The sequence below is a fragment of the Ferdinandcohnia sp. FSL W7-1320 genome, assembly GCF_038050315.1.
Classification (GTDB): domain Bacteria; phylum Bacillota; class Bacilli; order Bacillales; family Bacillaceae_L; genus Ferdinandcohnia; species Ferdinandcohnia aciditolerans.
The window spans coordinates 2,986,121-3,009,792 of the sequence record NZ_JBBPAM010000001.1 but is presented as its reverse complement, the minus strand read 5'-3'; the positions used below and the strand labels follow the sequence as shown (position 1 = coordinate 3,009,792).

Here is a 23,672-nt window from a genome sequence, read left to right as displayed (position 1 = left end):
AGTCTACTTATGGAAACGGGTGTGGATGTGGGTTAAGCTGTTCTAGTGTAAGAAGATGATTCTCATACCCTAGCTCCATTGGTACCTTCAATACCCTCTCAAGTCCCGTTATTCGAGTAAGATGGTGTCCAAATGTCATCGGTAACATTCCTGGTATTAATACTTTTACACAGTGAAGTCCATTTCGTAGGGTTTCCGATGTCGTTTGATCCACAACAACTACATCGAGTTTCAATCGACGAAACTCCCGGAGAATGTCTTTAAGATCTTTGGTAAGGTCTGAATGTGGTACCTTCAACTTGAATTCCTCGGCAAATGTTAGCAATGGACGACTTTCGTGCAGCAAAAACTTTAGACGCTCTTCCGCTTCCGGCAATCCATAGAGCATGCCATGATCATCCATTTTCTGAACAAGGGAAGAATCATGCAACATATGCAGATACTCTCCCTTGTTCTCCTCAAATTTTTCGTCAAGCGTAAGCATCATACCGGACAGTTCATGAACTGCGCTTTTAGCAGCTCGAATCGGGTCGGGATGCGCTCCTGCTGCACAAATAATATTTAATCCATCTTTCTTTCTGTTTTTTGCCAATGCCCATACGCTTGGAATTCCGTGCTCCATCGTCGAGTTGAACAAAAATATTTCATATCCTGCAACTGCACGTATGCGATCAACCATTAACTCCAATTCCCTATCGTTAGATGAATACGGGTCTAATTGGGGTATGGACATTTGCGCGTACCAGGTCATCAAAAATGAATCACGTTCCACTACTTCCATTATTCCGTAGAAAATAGCCTCTTCTAAGCTTCCTCCTAATGCACATCCGTTTGAGGTTTCATAGACAAAGCCCTCCCCATCGCCTAAGCTGTAATAGGCAAGCAACTCTGGAACAAGAATCGGTCGATCTTGTAAAAGTGAATAGCCCCATACCCAATTCATTGGGCTATCAGGATCAAACGGTTTAAACGGAAAACCCGGTTGAGAATATTTTTCCGGTTCATGAATGCCTACTGTGAGAGGATTTAGTGCTTTTCCCTCTAAATTGCGGAAACTATCATGTACGACAGTTCTTTTGCCACGTGGAGCAAGACCACAGTACCGCTCCAAGCCTTCTAATATCGCAGTCAATTCACTTACTTTGTATGAATGGGTCCGTCCGGCAACTCCCTCGTCACCTATCAGCAAAGGCAAATTAACACCTACATCTGCAAAAGGCGGCAAGAGGTCATACATTTTACCATTTAAAAAGCCAGTCTTAGGATCCAAATAGTCGTCTACTAAGAATGTTTCTAAGTCGTCTATAGAACGGCATCGATAACTGTCAAGGCTGGTCTTAGGACTTGGTTGAAGAGTAATTTTGGCACTATCTTCTGAATCTACGGGAAGTCCACCACACACTGAACAAAGTGGATTAGAAAGAAAGGAATGCCATGAACTTTTTAGAGTTTGCAAGTTCATTAATAGTAGTTTTCCTTCTGAATGAGGGATATTTCCATCTAGAATACGCTTGACCTCTCCAACTATCAAATATGCCATCTGCAAAAGCCCCGTGTTAGATGCCCAAACATCACGAGTAATTCCTCTCTGTTCCTCAAGGTGTTTCTGCATATCCTGCATTTCTATTCGGTCACGGCCAGCCATGAGGCGTCTCATGTCAGCGCATTGGGAACAACCTGTGGAACCTGGTCGAACTAACGGACCAACCACACCCTCTCCAAAGGAAACAAAACCTCGTAACCAGGGGATTCCCTTAGGGCGTAATAACTCTTCTGCTTTTTGATGGCTGGAGGGATTCCAGGCTTCATGCAATACTAAAACCAAATTAGTCTCTTCTGGTATTCCTGAGTTGATATCGGGATGACGAATTAACATGTAATGGGAGGCCAATTCTTCGGACACGTGATCAGCTAAAAAACCTTCTCCGATAATCACCACGATAGCATTCATGTGGACTCCACCTTTCTTAAAAGAACACCACACAGTTCAACTTGTTCCTTTTTCCAAAATGGTTCTATTTGAAGTTCAAATACCAATATTTGTTTGTTGTTACGTTCTAATACTTTTATAGCGGAATTCAAAATCTCGGCATGAAACATTCTTTCACAAGAAGGTATTTCAAGGCTGAGTGGGACAGTTTCCTCCAGCTGTACCGAAGAAACTTCCATTGCATGAGATGTTTGAAAATCCCCAATGTTTTCTGCCTTCATAATTGCGTGTTGTAATGCGTTTTCCAATGCCTTTGTGATAGTCAATCCTATACCGCTATACCAGCGGTTATTAGTACCAATCCAAACAACAGGGAATCCAGAAACCTTCTCTCCTAAGCCGATAATCGGTGCACCATTCAACCTAGTCAATACCTGCATATAAAACTGACAGTGCTTATCTTTTAAAGATTCCAATTCAACAAGTGATACAGTATGCTTCCGTTCTACATTTTTTTCACTTAGTTCCTTAACCAAACACTTTTGCAATCCCCTGCATACACTTTCTGCTAACGTTTCCCCCATTCCTACACTGATAAATTCGTTTTTTTCTCTAATACTACCATCTACTTCAAGTTGTGGAGGAGTTTTAAAGATATGATTAAACATTTGAGAAACATGGGCTTCAATCCCGATCAACCCTGCTTCCCTCCGAGCCTCCACATGAGTCAAACCAGCACAGACAATCTCTGGCAACAGTTTAGCAGGCCCATCTGACAAAGGGTTTGCTGCCTGAACCCGACATAGTGATAAGGGAAGTTGCTTCAAATTCCCTTCTTCCCAAGTATGAAGAATTCCTGTTTCAGGTGATGTCACATGATTGAATAATAGAAACAATTTATCCACATCACCACCGCTAACTCCTTCTTTGCTCCTTAAATCTAAATCGTGTATCCGTTTAGCTTCTGCAAATCCCGTCACAAAGGGGTGTGGGATGAAGGAATGCCAGTTCCCCTCCAAAGTATCTAGGTTAAGTAAAAAGAATTGATTATCCTCTTTTTCCATTTCGGTTCTTCTGGTAATCTCTTTGAACAATTCAAAGACGATTACATTTGCAAGCATTGCTCCTGCTATTTCAGAGAAATTGGATAACGACTGATCGTTGTGAAGTGCAGATTCGTGAATGCGCCTCCATGCAGATTCCCAACACCCCTGAGAATTAGGACGTACTAGAGGACCAGCCATTCCTATGTGTTCTAAACAAATAGAGGGGAGAAATCCCTTTTTTTCCTCCGTACAAATCTCATTAAGAGCCCGCAATTCCTCAACATCACCCTCTTGTGACACATACAAAATGAATTGGAATTCTTGCACAATTTCCCGCCATGAACTCATCTCATCCTTTTGTGGGTTTAACTCATTTACCATTACCTCTGGGTCGGTTTGACGTGCATGTACAACGTGTTCTGACAACCTCTTTCTATTAGTAGATACTTGATCGGTAATAAATACATGGAACTTTGGTAATCCGGATTCGAGTAATGCAGATACCAAAGATACTAAGAATGGGCCAGCTCCAACCACCAAAACTTTTGACTGTCGATAAAGTTCAAAGCGGTAAGCACCTGAATCTCCGAAATTTTCTAAGAATTCAATTTGAGATGCAAACTTCTTAGTAACATGAGATTGCAATTGATGCGGTAAATCTTGACTAACATCCTGAACAAATCCGTTACGATACAGTGCTTCCGCAATTTCATATACCCGCTCACGGTATGGACCGGGTAATCCTTCTGTTATATTCCCCAACGTGTACTCTCCATTGAACATCGGTATTAGTTTTTGAACCCACTTATCAATCGTATTTCCTTTCATACTGAACGAACTTGTATTATTCCGAAAATATACTCCGTTGTTTGAAACAGGGAGAAAAAACGTGTCTCTTTTTACTTTGAGACGCATAGAAGGGGTTAATTTTGTCATTTCGCTCCTCCTTTACAAAATATCCAACTAAGGTTTCTATACCATCACAGTCACTATAATCCTATGTACAGAAATTTGTCTTATATGTCTAATCTTAGAGAGAAAGCCCCTAAAGCAATTTTTTAGGGGCTGCCTTTTTAATAGGCTAGATTAGTTTAATAATTAAATTCGAATTAATAACCTCCACAACGGTGTCCGCCTCCACAGCGTCCTCCGCCTCCACAACGGTGTCCACCGCCACAGCGTCCACCACAATTAGAGCAACTAAAGCAACTAAAGCAACGGAAACAATTAAAGCAATTAAAGCAATTAAAGCATCGAAAACAACTAAAGCAACTTGAACATCGTCCAAATGCACCGAATCCGCCAATTCCACCTATTTGACGGGCAGATTCCTCATAATACTGATTTGGGTCCCAAGGAACTGCTTCGCTCGAATGGAAATCTCCAATGTTCAACATTTGAAGTTCATTTTGAAAATTGTTCACGAACATTACCTCCGATTATTCATTTAATAAGGGGTGAAAGTACTTTAAAAGAAAATAGAACGAACAAAATAGTAAAGTAATATGATTAAGTTATATTGGAAATAATTCTAAGTCTTTCCCCAACAAACTATGAACGATTAATGGGTATTGTGCCTGATTCTAATGCCTATTTTTAATTGAAAACAGTTAAGACTATGAATTTACTAAATAGAAAAGCTTATAGACTAGCTTGTCCATGCAACATGACTTTATTTTTGACCAGGATAAATTCCTCTTATCCACCATCACGCTTTATCTAATAAACTATTTTTAGAATTTTTTCGTCCTTCAAAAACATGTTAAATTGTCTAAAAAGAGTTAAATAACAAAAGGTTATTTCATTTATATAAGTAGATAGGAACGTATGATCTATTTCTTTGCTATAAAGACCAACGTCATATTCATAACAGTCATTTTTATGAATTAAAAAGCCAACGTCATTTTAATGACGTTGGCTTTTTTACACTTCTTTGGATTTATAGATTAATTAGACTTAGCTTGTTTGCTCTTTGCTTTACCAGGAATGAGGTGAACATCGACACTTGGTCCAAATCCACTCCATCTGTAACCTGAGACTTCGACAAGGCCGTTTGGTAGGACATCTGAGAGTCTTTCTCTCTTAGAATATTTAGTTGCATGGCCAACCGCTTCTACTTTAAAGGTGTAGCGTTTTCCTTGTTTTAATCCTGTTACAGTATAGCTAGTATCAAATGTTGTCATTTCCGAATTAATCGGTGTGAATGTCGCTCCATCTGGTTTGATTGCTTGACCATTCACATATACTCGGTATCCGATTACATCTTGATTTTTTGCTTTTGCCTCATTCCAGGAAAGCGAAACGCTTGTTCCGTCTGTATTAATCATTGCTTCTAGGTCACCTTCAAAATACGGAGCCCCTATAGGATATTGCTTTGCTGTCTCAAACTCTAGAGCACTATTATATGGTGATTTATTACCAGCAAGATCCACTGCTTCAACCTTAATCTTATATGCTGTGCCAGGTTCAAGACCTGTTAATGTGTATTTATTTGATGTTGCAAATCCTACTAACTCTCCATTTGCGTAAATATTATAACCCGCTATTCCAGTGTCATCCTTAGCAACATCCCAAGTGATTGAGGTCCAAGTAAACCCTGTATACACAACGTCTACTGCTTTCCCGCTAAAAGTATCACCAGAAGGAATTTTAGTAGTTGATTCTGATATACTTGTATTCTCTGGTAAAACTGGAGCTGTTTGGTCAGCTTCCCCAATTGTTTTTACCTTAATTTCTGGACCATTTGATGTTCGATTTCCGATTGCATCAGTAGCTTCCACTTTAAATGTGTATTCTTTAGCAGGAGTGAGCCCCTCAACAGTAAAACTAGTTTGATTAGTTGTTGTATAGTCTTCATTGAGTTTTTCACCATCTTTAAAGATGGTGTAACCCGTAACTCCTACATTATCAGTAGCTTCATCCCAAGTTAATGTCACACTTTTTCCGTCAGGTGTAGATTCTGCTTGAATACCTGCATTTTCAGACCATTGGGGTTGTTGAGTTGCATCTACTGGAGCGTTTGTCGTATTTTCAAAGATAAGTACAGTAGAATTTTTAATTCTCCATGGATTTCCACCGTTATCCTTCACATTTGTAAAAGATACATTAATAAATTTGAAGCCTTTTGCGTAATTCATATTAACAGAATAGACATTATCGAATTTGACATTTTTAAATGTTATATTCTCATGATAAACCTCGCCAGCATCATTATTCCCGTTAACTAGAATGGCTTGTTTTTTACTACCGCCTTGATTTCGAACAGTTGTATCTACAATCTCCATATCTCTAAATTGCGAGATAACCTCTGCTGGTTCGTATAAGATTGAAGCGTTCGCATCCGTATATGAGGAAGTGAAGACAAATGGACCGTCTCCGTCAATACCTTCTAAGGCATTGTTTCTGAAAAGGATATTTTTTGCCCCACCACCCATTGGTGTATTTGTCTTACTACGTAAACCGACATCCGTCTTATACATGATATTATCTTCAACTAAGAAGTCTTGGATCCACCCACCTGTGTGACTACCGGTGACAACCCCTCCATGTCCCTCGCGGATATAGTTGTTGAATATCCAAGCATTTCCGGTTGGTTCACTATTAGATGCTGCTTGTCCCATACCAGATGCGAAATTAATAGCATCATCACCAGTATCAACAAAGTTATTGAATACCATGATATTTTGAGAGTCACCAAACTCGTAACCATCGGCATTATTTCCATCGTATGTTTTAGAAATGGTTCCATTTATAACGATATTTTTACTATGAAGGTTTACAATCCCGTGATTTGCAGGATTTAGCTGTGTGATGCCTTCGTAATACATGCCATCTACACCACGAACAGTAATCAGATTTGAGCGGGTAGAATAAGCAGACTTCACATCCATACCTAGTTCTTGTGCTGCATATGATTGGTTTGCAGCAAGAATACCAAATGTATCTCCAGATTCAAGGTTTAATGGGCTCATTTTCCCGTTCTCTACTTTTACATTTCCGGTTACTTTTGAATTATTGCCAGCGACGTAACGTGGTAATTCATTTCCTAGTTCATCGACAGTAGGATGATTCTTATCATATTTCCACCCGTTACCATCAATGATGCCGTTGCCCACGATACGAATGTTTTTTAAACTTCCATAATCGTATGTATGTGCATTGATGAGTGAATATGAACGTTCGTCTGTTGAATAGTCATAAAGCCAAAAATTCATACTGTAATCTTCTGCATCTGGAGATCCAAGCAAATACCCATCCACTTGTAATGTCATATCAGATTTAAGCCACAATTCTCCAGAGATAAATTTCCCCTCTGGAATTACCACCTTTGAACCAGGAGTAGCAGCGTCAATTGCTGCCTGAATAGCTTCCGTATCTTTTGTTTCGTCATCTGGGGCTGCCCCAAAATCAATGATATTAAAAATTTCAGGTGCTTTTGTTGTTTTTCCTACAATTTTATTGGAAGGTGCTGATTCCACCCCTTCAGCATTTACTGATGTAACATAAAATTCATAGGATTTATTTGGTTTAAGATTATTAACCTGAAAATTATGGATTAATATCTTCTCGTGGAAATGATCCTTATCAATATTTTCATAGAAATTATCGATATAGGCTTTTGCTGGTCCACTATTATCTTCTAAAGCGCTTCCAATTTTCTTCTTATTCATGTAGATATTAAAGTCAACGATGTCCTTATACTGTTCCGGCTTTTCCCATACAAGAGTGATGCTGTCTTCATCATAAGCAAGGTTTGGAATCTGTAAATTTACTGGTGATGCAGGTCCATTAGGAGATGTCCCCGTTTTTGCATTCGCTGCCACTACATTAAAGTTACTTGAAACTAATAATAAAGTTAGAAAAACAGATAAAATTATCTTAAAGCTCTTCAAATACTTTTCCACCTTCCCATATAATTAGTAATATGAACTTTCTGCCCTCCATTCTTTTAAAAATTTATATAAACTTTTTAAGATGCTGAATGCATTTAAAAGTTTATTAAAAGGGAATTTAGGATTTCACAACTATGTTAATCTCTTCCATATAAGTACGTATACAATCATTTTATTGAATTTTTAGACAGTTATGGTTATTTCCTCCTGCGCAAAAAGTCCTGTATGAAGAAATGATTACTACCAATGAAATGACTATGATTAACCCGTTCGATTGACATCAACAGCTTTAAAGCCAGTTAAGTGGATTCGGTTTCACCCCGACTGTCTCTTCTTCAGTAAAAGAACTAAATCGAGCCTCCGATTAGAGTTCTTATGTAGAATACCAGGAATAAAGTTTTTCCTTATTATCTCAACACATAATCCAATACAATATTTAACAATTTATCTATTAAATTCTTAAAAGTTCCAAATATTGACGTGTAATTCGGTGCTTGTTATTATTAGGAAATAATACATAGTACGTAGGGACATGTTATTTGTCCAAATGACTGTGAGGAAAGGCGAGAACAACATGAACAAACCTACAGGAACGAAACGTTTGCAACTTGCATTACTTTTAGGGTCACTTGGACTCTTAGGACCATTCACGATCGATATGTATCTACCATCATTTCCTACGATTGTGGAGGATTATGAAACGACTGCATCACTAGTCCAAGTCAGTTTAACGACATGTTTGTTAGGACTTGGATTGGGACAATTAATTATTGGTCCAATGAGTGATGTACAAGGACGACGAAAGCCATTACGAATTTTTCTTATCATGTATTTGATTGCTTCCGTCATTTGTGCTTTTGCCCCATCTATTTATCTATTTATTGTAGGTCGCTTTCTACAAGGTTTTGCAGCAGCAGGTGGTCTTGTAATTTCAAGAGCCATTGTCCGTGATATCTATAGCGGCAGGGAATTAACAAAGTTTTTCTCCTTATTGATGTTGGTTGGTAACCTTGGGCCTATCGTTGCCCCAATTGTTGGTGGTGGAGTCCTTTCAATTACTGACTGGAACGGAGTTTTTATTGTTTTAGCAGGTTTGGGCTTTGTGCTGTTTCTTATAATCTCTATTAATCTAGAAGAATCATTACCTGTAGAGAAGCGTGTGCCGAGTAATCTAACTCGAGTATTAAGTAATTTTGGTTCATTATTTAAAGATCGAGAGTTTCTAGGTTATGCACTAACACAAGGCTTTATCATTGCTGGAATTTTTGCTTATGTTTCTGGTATTCCTTTTGTTTATCAGAATATTTATGGGGTGTCACCTCAAGTATTTAGTTTGCTATTTGGGGTTAATGGTCTGGCATTAATAATTGGAACTCAGTCTGTTGGACGTTTATCAGATATTATCCCAGAGAGAACGTTTTTGAAATTCGGTTTATTTCTTTCCACTACAGCAGGTACTTGTTTGTTAATAGCTCTTTTGTTAGAGGCACCACTTCTAGCAGTTGCGATTCCGATCTTCTTTTTGGTTTGTTCGATTGGTATGATTTCAACAACCTCCTTCGCATTAGCTATTGAGAGCCAAGGACATATTGCCGGAAGTGCTTCCGCCCTATTAGGTTTACTACCATTTGTTCTTGGTTCAATAACTTCTCCACTTGTTGGCGTCGCGGGAGAATATTCAGCCATTCCTATGGGAGTCGTTATATTATCAACGAGTTTACTAGCTCTATTTTCATATTTTGGACTGGTACGCCGAGCATCATTACGTTTACAGACTTCTAAAAAATATTCAGGTTAATGTAAAAAGCAGAGTTTAATAAACTCTGCTTTTTTCTATGAGACTTAAGCTGCCCTTTTTATTAGTCCTCCCTTTCTCTTGTTGTGGTTAAGTTGTTTCAACATCGAAACCACTACCGTAATAAAAGGTAAACCCCACAAAAATATGGCATAAGGAAGATATTCAGTAACCGGTAAGCCCAATACCGTACTACACATAATCGTTAGTACACTCCATGGAATCATGCCTGGAAACAGCATGGTCGAATCTGCCATGACTCTTGCTAGGTTAGCTTTCGTTCGGCGATTTATCCAGTGAGGTAGTAACGTTCTACCAGTAAGGATAATCGGTAATGTCTGATTTGCAGCAATTAGAGAGATCCCTAAGGTAGCAATGATTGTTTTTACGGAATCTTCAACTAAGGTTTTAGATTTATGGAACCATCCATCGACTAATGGTTGGATAACACGATATTCTTCTAAAAGCCCATTATATGCTCCAGCTAATGCTAAAAAGATAAGAAGTGTATACATATTGATGAGGCCCCCGCCCATTCCCTCTATACCAAAGAATAGGGCATGAAAAAGTTGGTAAATGGCAGTTCCGTCGATGAGAGAAATGATACTAGCACAGATTATACTTGATAGAAAAGCATAGACAATACCTTTTCGAAATAATACCACTACAATTAATACAAGTGGTGGCAATAACTTCAAAAAGTATAAATCTTCCCAGCTAAATGCTGCTATTTCACCTTGCTTCAAGTTATATTGAGAATCTAAATAACTAAAAAAGACTATACTAATTAGAATGGCTGGAATAGTAGTTAGTGCCAACGCTCTAAATTGCTTCTTATTAGGAATCTCAACCGTGTGTGATAATAACTGAAAAGCGCTTGAAAAAGGTGAAGTTCGGTCCCCGACAAATGCTCCAGATATCAAAGCACCAGCTACTATTTGAGGTGACAAATGGATTGAAATAGCACTGCTCATGATTGGAATCCCAACGGCACTTAGTGTTCCTATAGAAGTACCTAGCGTCATTGAAAAAAGCATCGCAATGATAAAGGAGAGCAAAAAGAAATGATCAGGTGTAATAATTTGCAAGGCAACAGAAACTAATACTTGAATAGTACCTGCTTCATACCAAGAAGGAAGGATAAAACTAACTAGAAATAAAATAAGAATGACAGTCTGTGTTTTGTTTATTCCCTTTCTACAAATCTTCCAAATTTCACGAAGAGATTTTCCTTTCCCTATTATTAATGAAATGAGAAATACAAATCCAGGTAAAAATCCAATAAATAATGGGATATCAAAGCTTACAGACCATAAAACTCCTGCAAGTGTAATCGTGATGAGCATACATATCTGACGTATTGTAAATCTATCGTTGTTCAGTTTTTTTCACTCCTAATGCTTACTTACTTGTACTGTCCAAAATGCATTATACCATTCATTCATTTCCGATAAAACTAAAACTAACCCCGTCTCAAAATAGAGACGAGGTTAGTTATCTTCCATTTTTGTGTATGATTTTTAATTGCATTTTGCTTATAACTGGTAAACCTTAGAATATTTCTCTTCTAAGTAGTTCACTAGATAAGTAGCATTTAAGCTTTCGCCAGTGACTTTCTTAATTAATTCATCAGGTGTATAAATAGCCCCGTATTTGTGTATTTTTTCTTTCAGCCAATTTTGAATAACGGTAAACTCTCCTCTTTCAATATGCCCGTAAAAGTCAGGGAGCTCCTTCTTAATGGTATTCAAAATTTGGGCTGCATATAAGTTTCCAAGAGAGTATGATGGGAAGTATCCTAAGCCGCCAAATGACCAATGAACATCTTGAAGTACCCCTAAAGTATCAGTTGGAGGTACAATCCCTAAATATTCGTTCATCTTCTCATTCCATACATTCGGTAGGTCTTTTACAGCAATTTCCCCACTAATGAGTCCTTTTTCTATTTCATAACGAAGCATGATATGTAAATTATACGTTAATTCGTCCGCTTCAACTCGAATATACGAAGGCTCAACGATATTAATTGCCCGATAGAAATCTTTCACATCCAGATTTCCTAATTGGTCAGGGAAATGATTTTGGAGATCTTGATAGAAGAACTTCCAAAATTCTTCACTACGTCCTACCATATTTTCTAAAAATCTTGATTGTGATTCATGAATACCAAAGGATGTTCCGTTGCAGATTGATGTTCCTTCTAATTCAGAATTTATGTTTTGCTCATAAATACCATGTCCTGCTTCATGGATTGTGCCAAAGATTGCCGAACGAACATTATCCTCAAGATAGCGAGTTGTAATTCTGACATCCCCTGTATTAATCGATTGAGCAAATGGATGTACGGTTTCATCTAGTCGTCCAGCATCCATATCAAATCCAATTCGCGGAAGTAAGAATTTATTAAACTCTTTTTGAATCTCAGGGTTGTAAAGCTTTTCAAAAACCTCGCCACTTGGCTTAGAAGTTGATAGATTGATTCGATTTAATAAATCAATGCTGTTTTTTCGTAAATCTGCAAAAAGTGGATCCAAAACTTCAACTGTTAATCCAGGCTCAAATTCATTTAATAATGCATTATATGGATGCCCCTCATACCCATAATACTTCGTAAATTCCTTTTTAATTTCCACAATTCGTTCAAGATAGGGAAGATAAACTTCAAAATTATTCGTTTCTCTAGCTTCCTCCCATGCATTATTTGCATTTGAAGTTAAGACGATATATTCATTGTACAGTTCAGATGGAATGCTTTTTGACTGTTTATAGAAGTTATTTCTTTCACGTACAATTGCTTTTGTCACGTCATCAAGTTGCTCATAGAATTTATCTTCTGTTAATACCTCTAATAGCTCACCCATTTCTTGCGAGATAGATAGCTTAAATATCTCCGTTGATAACGTTCCGATGGAATTGGCAAAAAGAGATCGTCCTTTCTTAGGTGCCATTACTTTTTGATCCCAATCTGCTAGAGCAAGTACACTATTTAGATGAGTAATTTTTTCATCTAATTTTTTAAATTGATTGACCTTTTCTTGAAGTTCAGCATTTATTACTTGTTGGTTAGACATACTATACCCCCATTTCGAGTTTCACCCCGAAGAAATAAAATTGACTGTTCAGTCTATAACCTATTATAAATAAAAATTCCGAAAATTAATAATAAAAAATAACAATTTTTACAAAATCTATCTCTCTTTTGATTGTTCACTATTGAGAACAACCTGTTTTCGCATTTCGACAAAACTTCGGGAAATAAAATATTAATGTGTTATATTGTGATAGTTTTTAAGTTTCGGCACCATTATCCTGATAAATTAGAGATTTACTATTAGAATAGAAAAAAGCATGAGGCGTATGATTTCCTCATGCTTACTTAAAACCCTCTTCCCCCACCGCCAGATCTGCCGCCGCCGGAAAAAGATGATCCTCCACCACTATTTGAATTTCTTTGAATCTTTTGTTGAGTTACTCGTGTATTGTAATGTCGGTCCATTTTATTGGTTACAGTAAATGAATTAGATTCTAAATACGTGTGGGCTGTTGTCGTCGAGCGCCCCCTGTTGTACATCGCCATTATCCCAACTGAAATAACGCCAACCCCAATTGCAATAGCAAAATAGATTAAGAGTTCTTTAACTAATTCTCCTTGGGAGGTACTTGATGAATAGGATGTCGAATTATCCGATTGTGCATATCCGCCAGAAGAAGATGGTCCTTCAGGAATTCCTTCATTCATCGTAGTCTCAACGTCTGACAAGAATGCTTTCGCACTTTCACCATATGCTTCTTCTGTTAAATAAGGATAGACATGGTCAAGAATTTCCTCCACGGTTACGTCTGGAAAATAATCAACAATTCGATCACGTGTAAAGATATACACTTCCCGGTTATCCATGTCAATTAGATATAATATTCCATCCGCAGTTCCTTCATAACCGAATCCATGGCTATCATAAAAATCGCTTGCATAATCTCTTGCTGATTTTCCTCCACTATCATCCGTTGTGACGATACGGATATCCATTTGAAATTGTTCAGTTAATTGTATGGCTTGCTCCTGCAATTCTACCTTTTCTGTATCTGAGAATAAACCTGCCTGATCAAAAACACGCTCGTTGTCAGCAAGCGTAACACTCGCGAAAGCTATTAACGTGAGGAGGAATAATGGAATAAAGAGAACTTTTTTCATTACCATATAAATAACCCTCCTAACGACAGGGCTGCAAAGACACTGGCTGAAATCATACCAAACCATTTACTAGCTCTTCCAATGCTAATTGGCAAGTCCCCCGCAATTTTTCCAGTTTGGCCATTCATTGCAAATATATAGGTCTTCCCCTTATATTGGTAAGTAAACATCCAAACGGGTAATAAAACATATTTTGCTTTAACATTGGAGAGTTTTACGTTTGCATTATGGATCGAAACCGTACTATATCCATGAATCGTACCTTGAAGTAACGTTCCGATATTATTACGAAGAACGTTTGAAATTCTTCCGTACACCTCATTTTGGTTCATATCATACTTTTCGGCAAAAAAGCCTGACAAATAGGACATTGAAAAATCGGTTAAATCGTTATAGTCATAAGGCTCTAAGATGGTCATGAGCTTATCATCCATTTTCTTAGATCCATCTGCTGGTACATCACGGAATATTGCTTTTCCTTCCCGCATCACCTTATAATATTTTGTTTCAGTATACCTGGTATCCCCTCTTGTATAGGTTCTAACTCTTCTAGCTTCACCCTCAATTTTTCCAGAAGTATTACTATCAAATAACCAAAATGGAACATAGATTCCTGAAAGTTTTTCGAGCTCTGAATTTGAAGTGAAGAACTTGGGGAGTAGTGGCTTCCCCTTACACCAATTTATAAATAATTCTTCCGCTTTTTTACGGTTAATTTTAAAAGGAATAACCATCTCAGGGCGATATTCTCCCTCTAATTGCCGTGGGATAATCGTTGGATTGTGGCAATAATAACAAAAAGTTGCGGCAGTGGTATCATCGGTTACAATTTCTGCTCCGCAACTGCTGCACGTATAGCCTGTAGCTTTTTCATCAAATTCCTGATCTAATACCTTTGAATGTTGTAGGGATTCTTTACTTGCTTTTGCTTCTTCCTCTGCTTTTTCATTATTGATAAAATTCTTCACGTCTTCTTCTGTAAATTCACTCAAACAATAATCACAGGTCCAATTCTGGGTTTCCGCTTTGAATGCTAATGGTCCCCCGCAGTTAATACATTTATAGACTACAACCCCCAACCCTTATCACCTCTTTTTCTTCTGAAATATTCCCGATTCAGCACATCATTTATGTTCAAAACGAGATCCACACTCAGGACAGAATTTTGCATTTTGATTTGCAGGTTTAAACCCGCATGTTTGACATGTTAGTTCTTCAGGCTTTTTACTGCCACAGTTTGAACAGAACTTCCCTTTATTTTCTTGGCCACATTGACATTCCCACGTTTCTTTATTAGCTTGTGGTTTGGGAGATCCACATTCTGAGCAAAAATTACCTGTATTTGTTTGACCGCAAGAACATTTCCATTGATTAGGATTTTCCACCTGTTGATTTTGCTGTTTTTTTGCTTGCTGTTGCATATGCTGACGATTTGATTCAGAAGCAGCTCCCATAAAACCACTGCTACCTTGCATCCCCATTCCCATGCCTAAAAATCCTTGCATCGATCCAGCATCATTGGAACCGGCGGCCTCCAGCCCTCTTGCAATGGCACCTTGGACATATCCTTCACGAACTGAAGGGTCTTGAAGCATAGCACCTTGGTTTCTCATGTTTATCAGTTTTTGTGATTCATCATCATACGTAATACTGTTGATTCCTACGGATTCAACCTGCATTCCGCGCATCCGCGTCCAGTCTTCATCAAGAACTTCTGCCATATACTTTGCAAGTTCCATTCCCTTTGAAGTGACATGAGAAATTCGGATCCCATCTGCGGACATTTTATTGATTGCCGTTTGCAAAGCATTCATATATTCAGATAAGTATTGTCCATTAATGTCATTGATATCAACATTTGATTTATTTCGAGGAATGGCTTCCATGAAAAACTTGAGCGGGTCAACAATTTTTATAGAATAGCTCCCGTGAGTACGTAAAAATAATTCCGCATTATAAAAATTGTCAAAGTAGTTTATCGGGTTTCGTGTACCAAATTTAATCCCTTTTATCTCTTGAAGATTAATAAAATACACTTTTTGAGACGTTGATGGAACACCACCGAATTTAAAACGATTGAAGGTTTCGTATAAAGCTTCTTCAAATTGACCGTTGAATAAGGATGGTTGTGAAGAGTTTACAACTTGGTAATAGCCCTCTTCTGCTGTATAATCCACAATTTTTCCTCCGTCAACTAAAAGCATAAATTGATTTGGATACACATGGATGATTGAACCATTTGAAATCGTGGAATCTGTTCCCTTAAAGTTTTGATTTCGACGATCTTTAGCTCGTACTTTTACACCAACGGACATAACGGTTGTATCACTCATCTCCTGTGGTTCAATTACCTCTAGCCATTGATCTGCTAAGTTTCCTTTAACTGCACTAACTGCTGCTTTAATAATTCCCATTTAAACCCCTCCTGCAAAAAACTAAACATTACAAACGAATGTGAAATTTCATTTTTGCAAATTTCTCTGTATTAATGTACTACGATTTATTAGGCAATAAGTTTCATATTCAGTTAAATTAAGAAATTTCCTACAAAGAAACAACTGAGTGGAAAAACCACTCAGTTGTTATCATTTCCTATACTAAGTAATTACATCAATAGGGTCTGGCAATACAATCATTTACTTTTTTAATGAGGCCAAGAATACATTTTGTGCCGCATTTACTCCAGCACCGGGCTTGAAGTTATAAGAAAAATCCTGTAAACCTGCTTCCATTAGGGAAACTGCTTGAAGGACATCACTAGGGAAGCAATAGCCCATATGTCCAAATCTGAAAATCTTGCCTTGGAGATGGCCAAGTCCCCCAGCGAAATCTAGGTGATATTCCTTCTTAAGGTGTCCTAAATAGGCTGAAAGATCCAATCCTTCTGGGGCACGAATTGCCGTAATTGTAGGTGATGCATACTCGTCACCCGTTAATAATTCGATTGATAAGGCTTTCATAGATTCCCGAACCATGTTTTTCATGACATCGTGTCGTTCAACCGTTTTTGAAAATCCGCCTTCCTCTTCAATTAAATCGCACACAGCAGATAGCCCCATTATGAGCGAAATAGAAGGAGTATTAGGCGTCATTCCTTTTGCTGCCCACTCCCGATAGCTTAATAGATTTAAATAATAAGCAGTGGTGTTATTGGCCTCAATTACATCCCAGGCTCTTTCACTAACGGCTACAAGTGCTAGTCCAGGTGGAAGCATCATCGCTTTTTGTGAACCTGTTACTAATATATCAATTCCCCATTGATCCATTTCAGCAGGGGCTCCTCCAATACAGCTTACCCCATCGACTATAAATAGCGCGTCAGAATGATTACGCACCTCTTCTGCCAATTGCTCAATCGGATTTAAGATTCCTGTAGAGGTTTCATTATACGTAGCAAAAACGGCCTTAATAGTAGATAACGGTTTCAAAAATTCATTGAGGTCTTCCTTTGTACAAGCTTCACCCCAATTTTTAGCTAATTTATGTACAGTTAAGCCATATTTTTCACAAATCGAAACGAAATAATCTCCAAAGGCTCCTACAGTGATAACGACTACCTCATCCCCAGGGGAAACTGTATTTACCACAGCTGCTTCTAATGCTGCTGTTCCACCCGAGGGAAGTAGTAAAATATCTTGCTTAGTACCAAAGACAGGTTTCACACGTTGTGTGGCATCTTTGTATAACTTTACAAATTCTTCAGTACGATGACTAAACATATCCTGAGCCATTGCCAGTTCAACCTTTTTAGGGATTGGAGTAGGACCAGGATGTCTTAGTATAAGTGGATACATATTAATTACCTCCATTTTGACTTCCACACTAATAATCGCTTTATAATAATGATGAAGCCAGACCCTGTATTGCTTTCCACATTATTCTAACACATTCGGTCGTATTCCGGTGCTTTTTTAGACCTTACGAAAGCAACAATTCACAGCATAGTTGTATTTTTGTGAAAATTGACAACTTCTTTCTACTTCCTATATAAAAGCTTCTGAACGATTTTCATAAAGTCATCTATTGACGGGAAATATGTGTTTTGTTGGTTATACCACTTACGAACTGTATCCACGACCCAAAACGGAACCGCTTTTCCGTCAATCATATGATAATACTCTTCATATCCTTTTTTTAGGTGTTCCCATCTAAAGTCATTACCCGGCTGAATGTATTCGGAAACATCAATTATTTTTGCTCTTCCATTTTGCAATAAAATATTTTTTAGATGGATGTCACGAGGGTTTAGCCCCTTGTTCCGAACATAATCTCTTGCATCCTCCACATCCTCTACAACTTGTTTGGGGATATGGATTCCTTGAAGGATACAATCATATAGAGTTATCCCTTCTTCATAGCTTAAAACAAGGTAATGGTCTTCAGAAGCAAAACACTTAGAAAAGAATCGGGACTCCCCTAGGATCTGATAGACATTTACCTCAGCCTTAACCTTGGCAACTTTGTTCTTCGCGTATTTCTTAAATGCATATTCTGGGGCATCAATAGATTGAAAAACGGCTGCATCCGTACCGACACCGATACAGTTTAAATCATCAGCATCACCAATAATGGTGACTGGTTCGTTATTTGGGTTTGATAAAACAGTTATTTTAGATAGTGAATCAAACGCAATTTCCCAATTATGCTCCACATAATCTCTCCAATCGTTAGCTGAATAAATCATATTTATGTATATGAGTATTTGTTCATTTTACGCATTTAATTAAAGAGATAGCAAGGTATTGGTCTTATTCGTCGCAAATTAAAAAGAGGGCCATTAACGACCCTCTTTTGCGCATATTAATTTTTTATAATCCCTTCACCCATCTTGCAGCCATTTCAATCCAATTCTCTATTTCTGGCTGAATGTGATTGTCTCTTCCTTTTGACTGTGTTTCTTCTGTTCCAAGTGATAGTCCATGAACTCCTTCTGGATAAATGTGCATTTCGAGCGGGACTTTCTGTTTTAATAAACTTTGTGCAAATAGCATGCTATTCTCAACAGGAACAGATGCATCAGATACAGTATGCCATAAAAATGTGGGAGGGGTTTCATGCGTTACTTGGTTTTCCAAGGATAAAAATTCTCGTTGCTCTTGGTCCTCAAACTTTTCTCCTAATAATGCCCTAAAGCTTCCTTCGTGAGCATAAGGACCAGAAGAAATGACAGGGTAACTTAGGACTAATCCATTTGGTTTAATTTGATCCTTCGAATAGGATAATTGTTCTGTTAAAAACTCCTTATCCCAGAACACTCCTAAGCTTGCAGTTAGATGGCCACCTGCTGAAAAGCCCATGACAATAATCTTGTTGGGGTCAACATTCCAGCTATCTGCATTGTCACGAATCAAACCGACTGCATTTGCCAATTGGCAAAGGGCTGTCGGGAATACAGATGGTTCCACACTATATCTAAGGACACTCGCGTGATAACCTTTACTTAGCATTTGTATAGCAACTGGTTCTGCCTCACGGTCAGACGTATGGACATAGCCACCGCCAGGGCAAATGACAATCATTGGTCGTTTACGGTCTGGATCAATACTTACCGAATTATCAAGAAGATACGTGAATAATTCAGCTTTTTCATTCTTGTGTTTTAGTTCATGTTTTTCGTGAATCATGCTTTCTCACCCTTTTTTAATAATCTTCACCTATATAAATTTTCGACATATATGTATGACTTCCTTCAGGCAAAACAAAAAAGGAGGTTAGCACCTCCTTTTTTATCCCTCTTATTCGTAACGTAATGCATCGATTGGACTAAGTTTTGAGGCTTTGTTTGCTGGTAAGATACCAAAGATGATACCAATGAAAGCAGAGAAGCCTACGCCGATTATGACAATCATTGGACTTACCGTAGCAGTGATTGGTGCAAATTGAGATACAACAATCGTCCCTAATGTTGCAAGCCCGATTCCAATCATGCCCCCTAGTGAGGTTAATGTTGCTGATTCAATTAAAAATTGCAGTAAAATTCTTCCTCGAGTAGCTCCAAGGGCTTTTCGTAAACCAATTTCCCTCGTTCTTTCAGTTACGGAAACGAGCATGATGTTCATAACACCGATGCCACCCACTAATAATGAAATTCCTGCAATACTACCAATGACTAATGTCATGATTGTTATAACAGTATCAACTTCTTGTTCATATTCAGAAAAATCGTTTACTGTATACATCCCATCCTCGAGTTTTTTAGCCATCGTTAGGGTATCAGCTGCAGAACGCCCGATTTCTGATATTCGTTCTGGATTGTCTGCAATTATAGCTAAACGTTCAATTTCTCGATTGCCAAACATCATTGAAATGACTCCTCGTGGCATGAGCATTTCCCCTGACTCATTATACCGATACTGCTCAGGGATTGGCGACTCGTATACCCCGATTAACTTATAGGGATTACCATTCAAATCGACGATTTCACCGATAATATTTTCTTTATCTTTAAAGAATTTTCCCCTTGCGACAGTGTCGATCATCACTACACGATTTCGTCCATCGTTATCTCTCGCATTGATTGGTCGTCCCTCAACAATTTGGATGTTTCGTGCTGTAAAGAACTCAGGTCCTACTCCGGTAATTTCCATTTCTCCCTGTTGGTCATTATAAATCAACGGCCCCCAGCCTTGGTTTGTAGCGATAACTGCTTTTACACCTGGAACTTCAGAAAGGGTTTCGACGTCATCAGAAGTTAATTCAGGTTCCATCCAGAACATTTCTGAATCTTCTTCTCCTTCTTTTGGCATTGGCTGATACCAAATATCGACTGCATTTTTTTCGATACTAAATAATTCCTCTGTCATTTTCGTTTTGGCCCCTTGGCCGATTGCAACAATAATGATTACAGCCGCAACACCAATGATGATTCCCAGCATCGTCAAAATGGACCTAATCTTATGATTCCAGATTGAGGATAATGCTACTTTAAAGCTTTCTAATAGACTCATAGCCTTCTCCTTTGGTCATCCGTTATCAACCCATCCTTTAAAGTGATAACCCTATTTGCGTATGCAGCAACTTCATCCTCATGCGTAACAATGATAACAGTTCTACCTTCATTATTTAGTTGAACCATTAGCTCCATTATTTGCTCACTCGTTTTAGAATCAAGAGCCCCAGTTGGCTCATCTGCTAACACGATTGAAGGGTTATTTACAAGCGCTCTCGCAATTGCAACCCTTTGTTTTTGACCACCAGAGAGTTGATTTGGCAAGTGTTTGATTCGATCTCCAAGTCCGACCTTCTCCAACATTTGTTTGGCTCTGTCCATCCGTTCCCGCTTCGGAACTCCTGCATAAATAAGTGGAGATTCAACATTTTTTAGTGCGTTGTGACGTGGTAACAGAAAAAATTGTTGAAAAACAAAACCGATATGCTCATTACGCAATTTTGCTAACTTTCGATCCTTTACAAGACCTATTTTTTCATCGTTCAATTCAAACGTGCCCGAAGTTGGCGAATCCAGGAAACCAATAATATTCATTAAGGTAGATTTTCCTGAACCAGATGGTCCCATGATGGCAATAAATTCCCCGTCCTCAATGGTTAAATCTATCCCGTGTAAAACTGGTACTTCAAGAGCCCCGTTTCCATATACCTTTGTAATCTTACTCAACTTCATCAAAGGAGGTCACTTCCATTCCATCGTACATTCCCTCATATGGTGTTAAAACCACGAGATCATCCTTATTAACACCTTCAGTGACTTGGATAAATTCATCATTCATTGACCCCGTTTGAACTTCACGTCTTTGTAAGATACCATCTACTAATACATACACAACTGCTACTCCACCTTCATCCAAAATAGCTGTATGCGAAATTACAGGAAGAATCTCAGTTCCAGGAATTCGAACCTCTAATGAAACGTGGAACCCATGACGAAGGTCAGTTGTGTCGTCTGTAATTCCCACTTTGAAAGGATACATGGTAACATTGCCACCACCCATTCCCGAAAATTCTCCGCCAGCTCCTCCGTCATCATTTGGAAAATGAGAAACGGATTCGACAACACCCTTCCATTCTCGATCCTTGAATACCTTAGGACGGACAATTACTTCTTGTCCCTGTTGAATTTTGACTGCATCAAATTCGCTCATTGTTCCTATTACTTTATATGGTTTATTCGAAATGATATGTATGACCGGCTCTGTTGCACCCGTCTCGGTTGATGCAATATTTTTATTCACTTTTACAATGATTCCATCAATTTTACTAACAACTGTCATTTCTTTTTTCTGATTTGTAATTTCCGCGATTCGTTCATTTGCTGCTGTAATTTCTGATTTTGTATTTTCATATTGTAGCTCCATTTGAACCTTTTCACTTGTAAGTTGGTTGACGTCTTCAACTGGTGGTTCCTCTATTATTTGTTGTGGTTCTGTACCTTCTTCAGTCTTTTCAGGTGTCTCAGCAGCTTTTGTTTTTAGTTTGTTTTTTTGTGCGGCTATTTCTTTTTTTGCTACTTCAATCCGTTTATTTAGGGCCGCAATTTGATTTTGTTCTGTTTTAGCTCTTACCTGAATTAAGTCTCTTTCTCTAGTTGCTCTAGCTAATTCCGTATCTAGCTTAGAAGAATCGTAGACAAATAGCGGGTCTCCAGCTTTTACAGTTTTGTTTTCTTCTACCTTATATTCGCTAATCTCTCCATGCTCTGGATTTAAGAATACTTTTTGCTCCCCTTCAGGAACGATTTCGCCTGTTACAAGAATCGTTTCTATTAATTCTTGTTCTTTCGCTTTTTGTACCGTTACATTTACTTCCTCAATTTGTTCTCCAACTGATGCCACACTCTTTTCTTTTATGAAAAAGGCAGCTACTCCACCCGCGATTACCAGGATTCCGATAATCGACAAAATCCAAATTAAAACCTTCTTTTTCTTCAACATACTTCCCCCTATAGTTTTCATTCTCATTAGATAGGTAAATATTGAATATCTCTATCACTGTATCCTTGTTTAATCTATTAGATTGCGATTTTAAAAATAATCAAATTTTACCCTAACCATTAAGACGGCGAAGATTGCTAAAAGGTTTCAATTTTTTACAAATATTTTTAAATTTTTACAAAAAAATCAACCAGAGTAAGTCTGGTTGATCTTTTGGATTATTTTTTATTTGCGCGATATAAATCACGTGTTTTATATCCTTCTGAAAGGATCATTTTCATTTCTCTACGTCGTTTTTTCTTGGTTGCTTCTTGTTTTGCACTATAAATAAACCGAGCCCAATCCTTCCGATAACCTGGAGTTAATGCCTGGTAAAAGCGAAGGATGTCTGGTGTGTCTTTGAGGTCTTCTTCAATAGCAGGAATGAAATCAATATAATCATCAACACATTGGCTTGCCTTTGTTGATTTTACGTTTTTAGTTTTTCCTGCTTCTTTTAAACCAACAACGGTAAAGACATCATCTAATCCGACCATACGTGAAAATTTAATGTCACTTTTACCGATGTAGCCATATTCGTCTGCATCAAGCCCGCTTAACAGATCATCACGATGAATAAAGGTATCATATACTTTATTCCCCTTGTTAGGATAAGCAGCAAAAAAGTAACCTTTTTTATTTAATAGATTATGATCGATAATTTTAGTAACTATTTCCTTTAATGTTTCTAAATCCATTACAAATGCAAAAATTAGATCATAGGAATGTTCCTTAGATAGAGTTGTTTCATAATCTGTTAATCCTTCAAAGTAGTTTTGACCCTCTGGTACATCTAATAGGAGTTTCTTGTTGTATTTAGTTAGGTTTAATTTTTCTACAATTGTTTTAGCCATAGCAATCACCTGTTCGTATAGTTGTTAATTTAGTTT

The 23,672-nt window shown here is 37.9% G+C and carries 17 protein-coding genes; 1 reads left to right on the top strand and 16 read right to left on the bottom strand.

The window, feature by feature from the left end; translation table 11 throughout:
• Positions 1-7: 7 nt before the first annotated feature.
• From NST91_RS14930 to NST91_RS14910, 4 genes are all read right to left on the bottom strand, one after another.
• Positions 8-1,951, bottom strand: coding sequence for a TOMM precursor leader peptide-binding protein (locus NST91_RS14930; RefSeq protein ID WP_341331786.1), 1,944 nt, complete (start codon positions 1,949-1,951; stop codon positions 8-10).
• Positions 1,948-3,912 (bottom strand): putative thiazole-containing bacteriocin maturation protein, encoded by a 1,965-nt coding sequence (locus NST91_RS14925; RefSeq protein WP_341331785.1) that lies wholly within the window; start codon positions 3,910-3,912, stop codon positions 1,948-1,950. Before NST91_RS14925 ends, NST91_RS14930 begins: the two co-directional genes overlap by 4 nt.
• Positions 3,913-4,085: 173 nt before the next feature.
• Positions 4,086-4,373, bottom strand: a complete 288-nt coding sequence (locus NST91_RS26320; RefSeq protein ID WP_445724515.1) for a heterocycloanthracin/sonorensin family bacteriocin — start codon at positions 4,371-4,373, stop codon at positions 4,086-4,088.
• Between the two features lie 549 nt (positions 4,374-4,922).
• Positions 4,923-7,868, bottom strand: coding sequence for a fibronectin type III domain-containing protein (locus NST91_RS14910; protein WP_341331783.1), 2,946 nt, complete (start codon positions 7,866-7,868; stop codon positions 4,923-4,925).
• 574 nt (positions 7,869-8,442) lie between these two features.
• Between NST91_RS14910 and NST91_RS14905 the strand changes: the two genes are divergently transcribed.
• Positions 8,443-9,666 (top strand): multidrug effflux MFS transporter, encoded by a 1,224-nt coding sequence (locus tag NST91_RS14905; RefSeq protein WP_341331782.1) that lies wholly within the window; start codon positions 8,443-8,445, stop codon positions 9,664-9,666.
• Positions 9,667-9,710: 44 nt separating this feature from the next.
• Here NST91_RS14905 and NST91_RS14900 read toward each other — a convergent pair whose 3' ends face one another.
• The 12 genes from NST91_RS14900 to NST91_RS14845 all read right to left on the bottom strand — a co-directional run bounded on the left by NST91_RS14900 (position 9,711) and on the right by NST91_RS14845 (position 23,636).
• Positions 9,711-11,009, bottom strand: coding sequence for a Na+/H+ antiporter NhaC family protein (locus NST91_RS14900; RefSeq protein ID WP_341331781.1), 1,299 nt, complete (start codon positions 11,007-11,009; stop codon positions 9,711-9,713).
• 189 nt (positions 11,010-11,198) lie between these two features.
• The gene (locus tag NST91_RS14895; RefSeq protein ID WP_341331780.1) at positions 11,199-12,734 is read right to left on the bottom strand and encodes a carboxypeptidase M32; all 1,536 of its coding nucleotides are present in this window, start codon (positions 12,732-12,734) and stop codon (positions 11,199-11,201) included.
• A 305-nt stretch (positions 12,735-13,039) separates the two neighbouring features.
• Positions 13,040-13,861: a TPM domain-containing protein gene (locus tag NST91_RS14890; protein WP_341331779.1), complete on the bottom strand. Its 822-nt coding sequence runs from the start codon at positions 13,859-13,861 to the stop codon at positions 13,040-13,042.
• Positions 13,855-14,934 (bottom strand): TFIIB-type zinc ribbon-containing protein, encoded by a 1,080-nt coding sequence (locus NST91_RS14885; protein ID WP_341331778.1) that lies wholly within the window; start codon positions 14,932-14,934, stop codon positions 13,855-13,857. The genes NST91_RS14890 and NST91_RS14885 overlap by 7 nt, the downstream gene beginning before the upstream one ends.
• 45 nt (positions 14,935-14,979) lie before the next feature.
• Positions 14,980-16,269 (bottom strand): SPFH domain-containing protein, encoded by a 1,290-nt coding sequence (locus NST91_RS14880; protein WP_341331777.1) that lies wholly within the window; start codon positions 16,267-16,269, stop codon positions 14,980-14,982.
• Positions 16,270-16,491: 222 nt separating this feature from the next.
• Entirely contained in the window at positions 16,492-17,649 is a 1,158-nt protein-coding gene (locus tag NST91_RS14875) for a pyridoxal-phosphate-dependent aminotransferase family protein (RefSeq protein WP_341331776.1), read from the bottom strand.
• Between the two features lie 182 nt (positions 17,650-17,831).
• On the bottom strand, positions 17,832-18,506 hold the full coding sequence (locus NST91_RS14870; RefSeq protein WP_341331775.1) for a serine/threonine protein kinase: 675 nt from the start codon (positions 18,504-18,506) through the stop codon (positions 17,832-17,834).
• 157 nt (positions 18,507-18,663) lie between these two features.
• Positions 18,664-19,479 (bottom strand): alpha/beta hydrolase fold domain-containing protein, encoded by an 816-nt coding sequence (locus NST91_RS14865; RefSeq protein ID WP_121449451.1) that lies wholly within the window; start codon positions 19,477-19,479, stop codon positions 18,664-18,666.
• Positions 19,480-19,590: 111 nt separating this feature from the next.
• On the bottom strand, positions 19,591-20,802 hold the full coding sequence (locus tag NST91_RS14860; RefSeq protein ID WP_121448552.1) for an ABC transporter permease: 1,212 nt from the start codon (positions 20,800-20,802) through the stop codon (positions 19,591-19,593).
• A complete protein-coding gene (locus NST91_RS14855) occupies positions 20,799-21,479 on the bottom strand; it encodes an ATP-binding cassette domain-containing protein (RefSeq protein ID WP_121448553.1) in 681 nt (226 codons plus the stop codon). The genes NST91_RS14860 and NST91_RS14855 overlap by 4 nt, the downstream gene beginning before the upstream one ends.
• Complete coding sequence (locus NST91_RS14850) at positions 21,463-22,743, bottom strand: HlyD family efflux transporter periplasmic adaptor subunit (RefSeq protein ID WP_341331774.1); 1,281 nt, start codon at positions 22,741-22,743, stop codon at positions 21,463-21,465. Before NST91_RS14850 ends, NST91_RS14855 begins: the two co-directional genes overlap by 17 nt.
• A gap of 218 nt (positions 22,744-22,961) precedes the next feature.
• On the bottom strand, positions 22,962-23,636 hold the full coding sequence (locus NST91_RS14845; RefSeq protein ID WP_341331773.1) for a YdeI/OmpD-associated family protein: 675 nt from the start codon (positions 23,634-23,636) through the stop codon (positions 22,962-22,964).
• Positions 23,637-23,672 lie beyond the last annotated feature (36 nt).

Bases quoted from the DNA above. Each gene is read 5' to 3' on its own strand.
- NST91_RS14930 (WP_341331786.1), bottom strand. From the start codon at position 1,951: ATGAATGCTATCGTGGTGATTATCGGAGAAGGTTTTTTAGCTGATCAC.
- NST91_RS14925 (WP_341331785.1), bottom strand. From the start codon at position 3,912: ATGACAAAATTAACCCCTTCTATGCGTCTCAAAGTAAAAAGAGACACG.
- NST91_RS26320 (WP_445724515.1), bottom strand. From the start codon at position 4,373: ATGTTGAACATTGGAGATTTCCATTCGAGCGAAGCAGTTCCTTGGGAC.
- NST91_RS14905 (WP_341331782.1), top strand. From the start codon at position 8,443: ATGAACAAACCTACAGGAACGAAACGTTTGCAACTTGCATTACTTTTA.
- NST91_RS14900 (WP_341331781.1), bottom strand. From the start codon at position 11,009: ATGCTCATCACGATTACACTTGCAGGAGTTTTATGGTCTGTAAGCTTT.
- NST91_RS14895 (WP_341331780.1), bottom strand. From the start codon at position 12,734: ATGTCTAACCAACAAGTAATAAATGCTGAACTTCAAGAAAAGGTCAAT.
- NST91_RS14890 (WP_341331779.1), bottom strand. From the start codon at position 13,861: ATGGTAATGAAAAAAGTTCTCTTTATTCCATTATTCCTCCTCACGTTA.
- NST91_RS14880 (WP_341331777.1), bottom strand. From the start codon at position 16,269: ATGGGAATTATTAAAGCAGCAGTTAGTGCAGTTAAAGGAAACTTAGCA.
- NST91_RS14875 (WP_341331776.1), bottom strand. From the start codon at position 17,649: ATGTATCCACTTATACTAAGACATCCTGGTCCTACTCCAATCCCTAAA.
- NST91_RS14865 (WP_121449451.1), bottom strand. From the start codon at position 19,479: ATGATTCACGAAAAACATGAACTAAAACACAAGAATGAAAAAGCTGAA.
- NST91_RS14860 (WP_121448552.1), bottom strand. From the start codon at position 20,802: ATGAGTCTATTAGAAAGCTTTAAAGTAGCATTATCCTCAATCTGGAAT.
- NST91_RS14850 (WP_341331774.1), bottom strand. From the start codon at position 22,743: ATGTTGAAGAAAAAGAAGGTTTTAATTTGGATTTTGTCGATTATCGGA.
- NST91_RS14845 (WP_341331773.1), bottom strand. From the start codon at position 23,636: ATGGCTAAAACAATTGTAGAAAAATTAAACCTAACTAAATACAACAAG.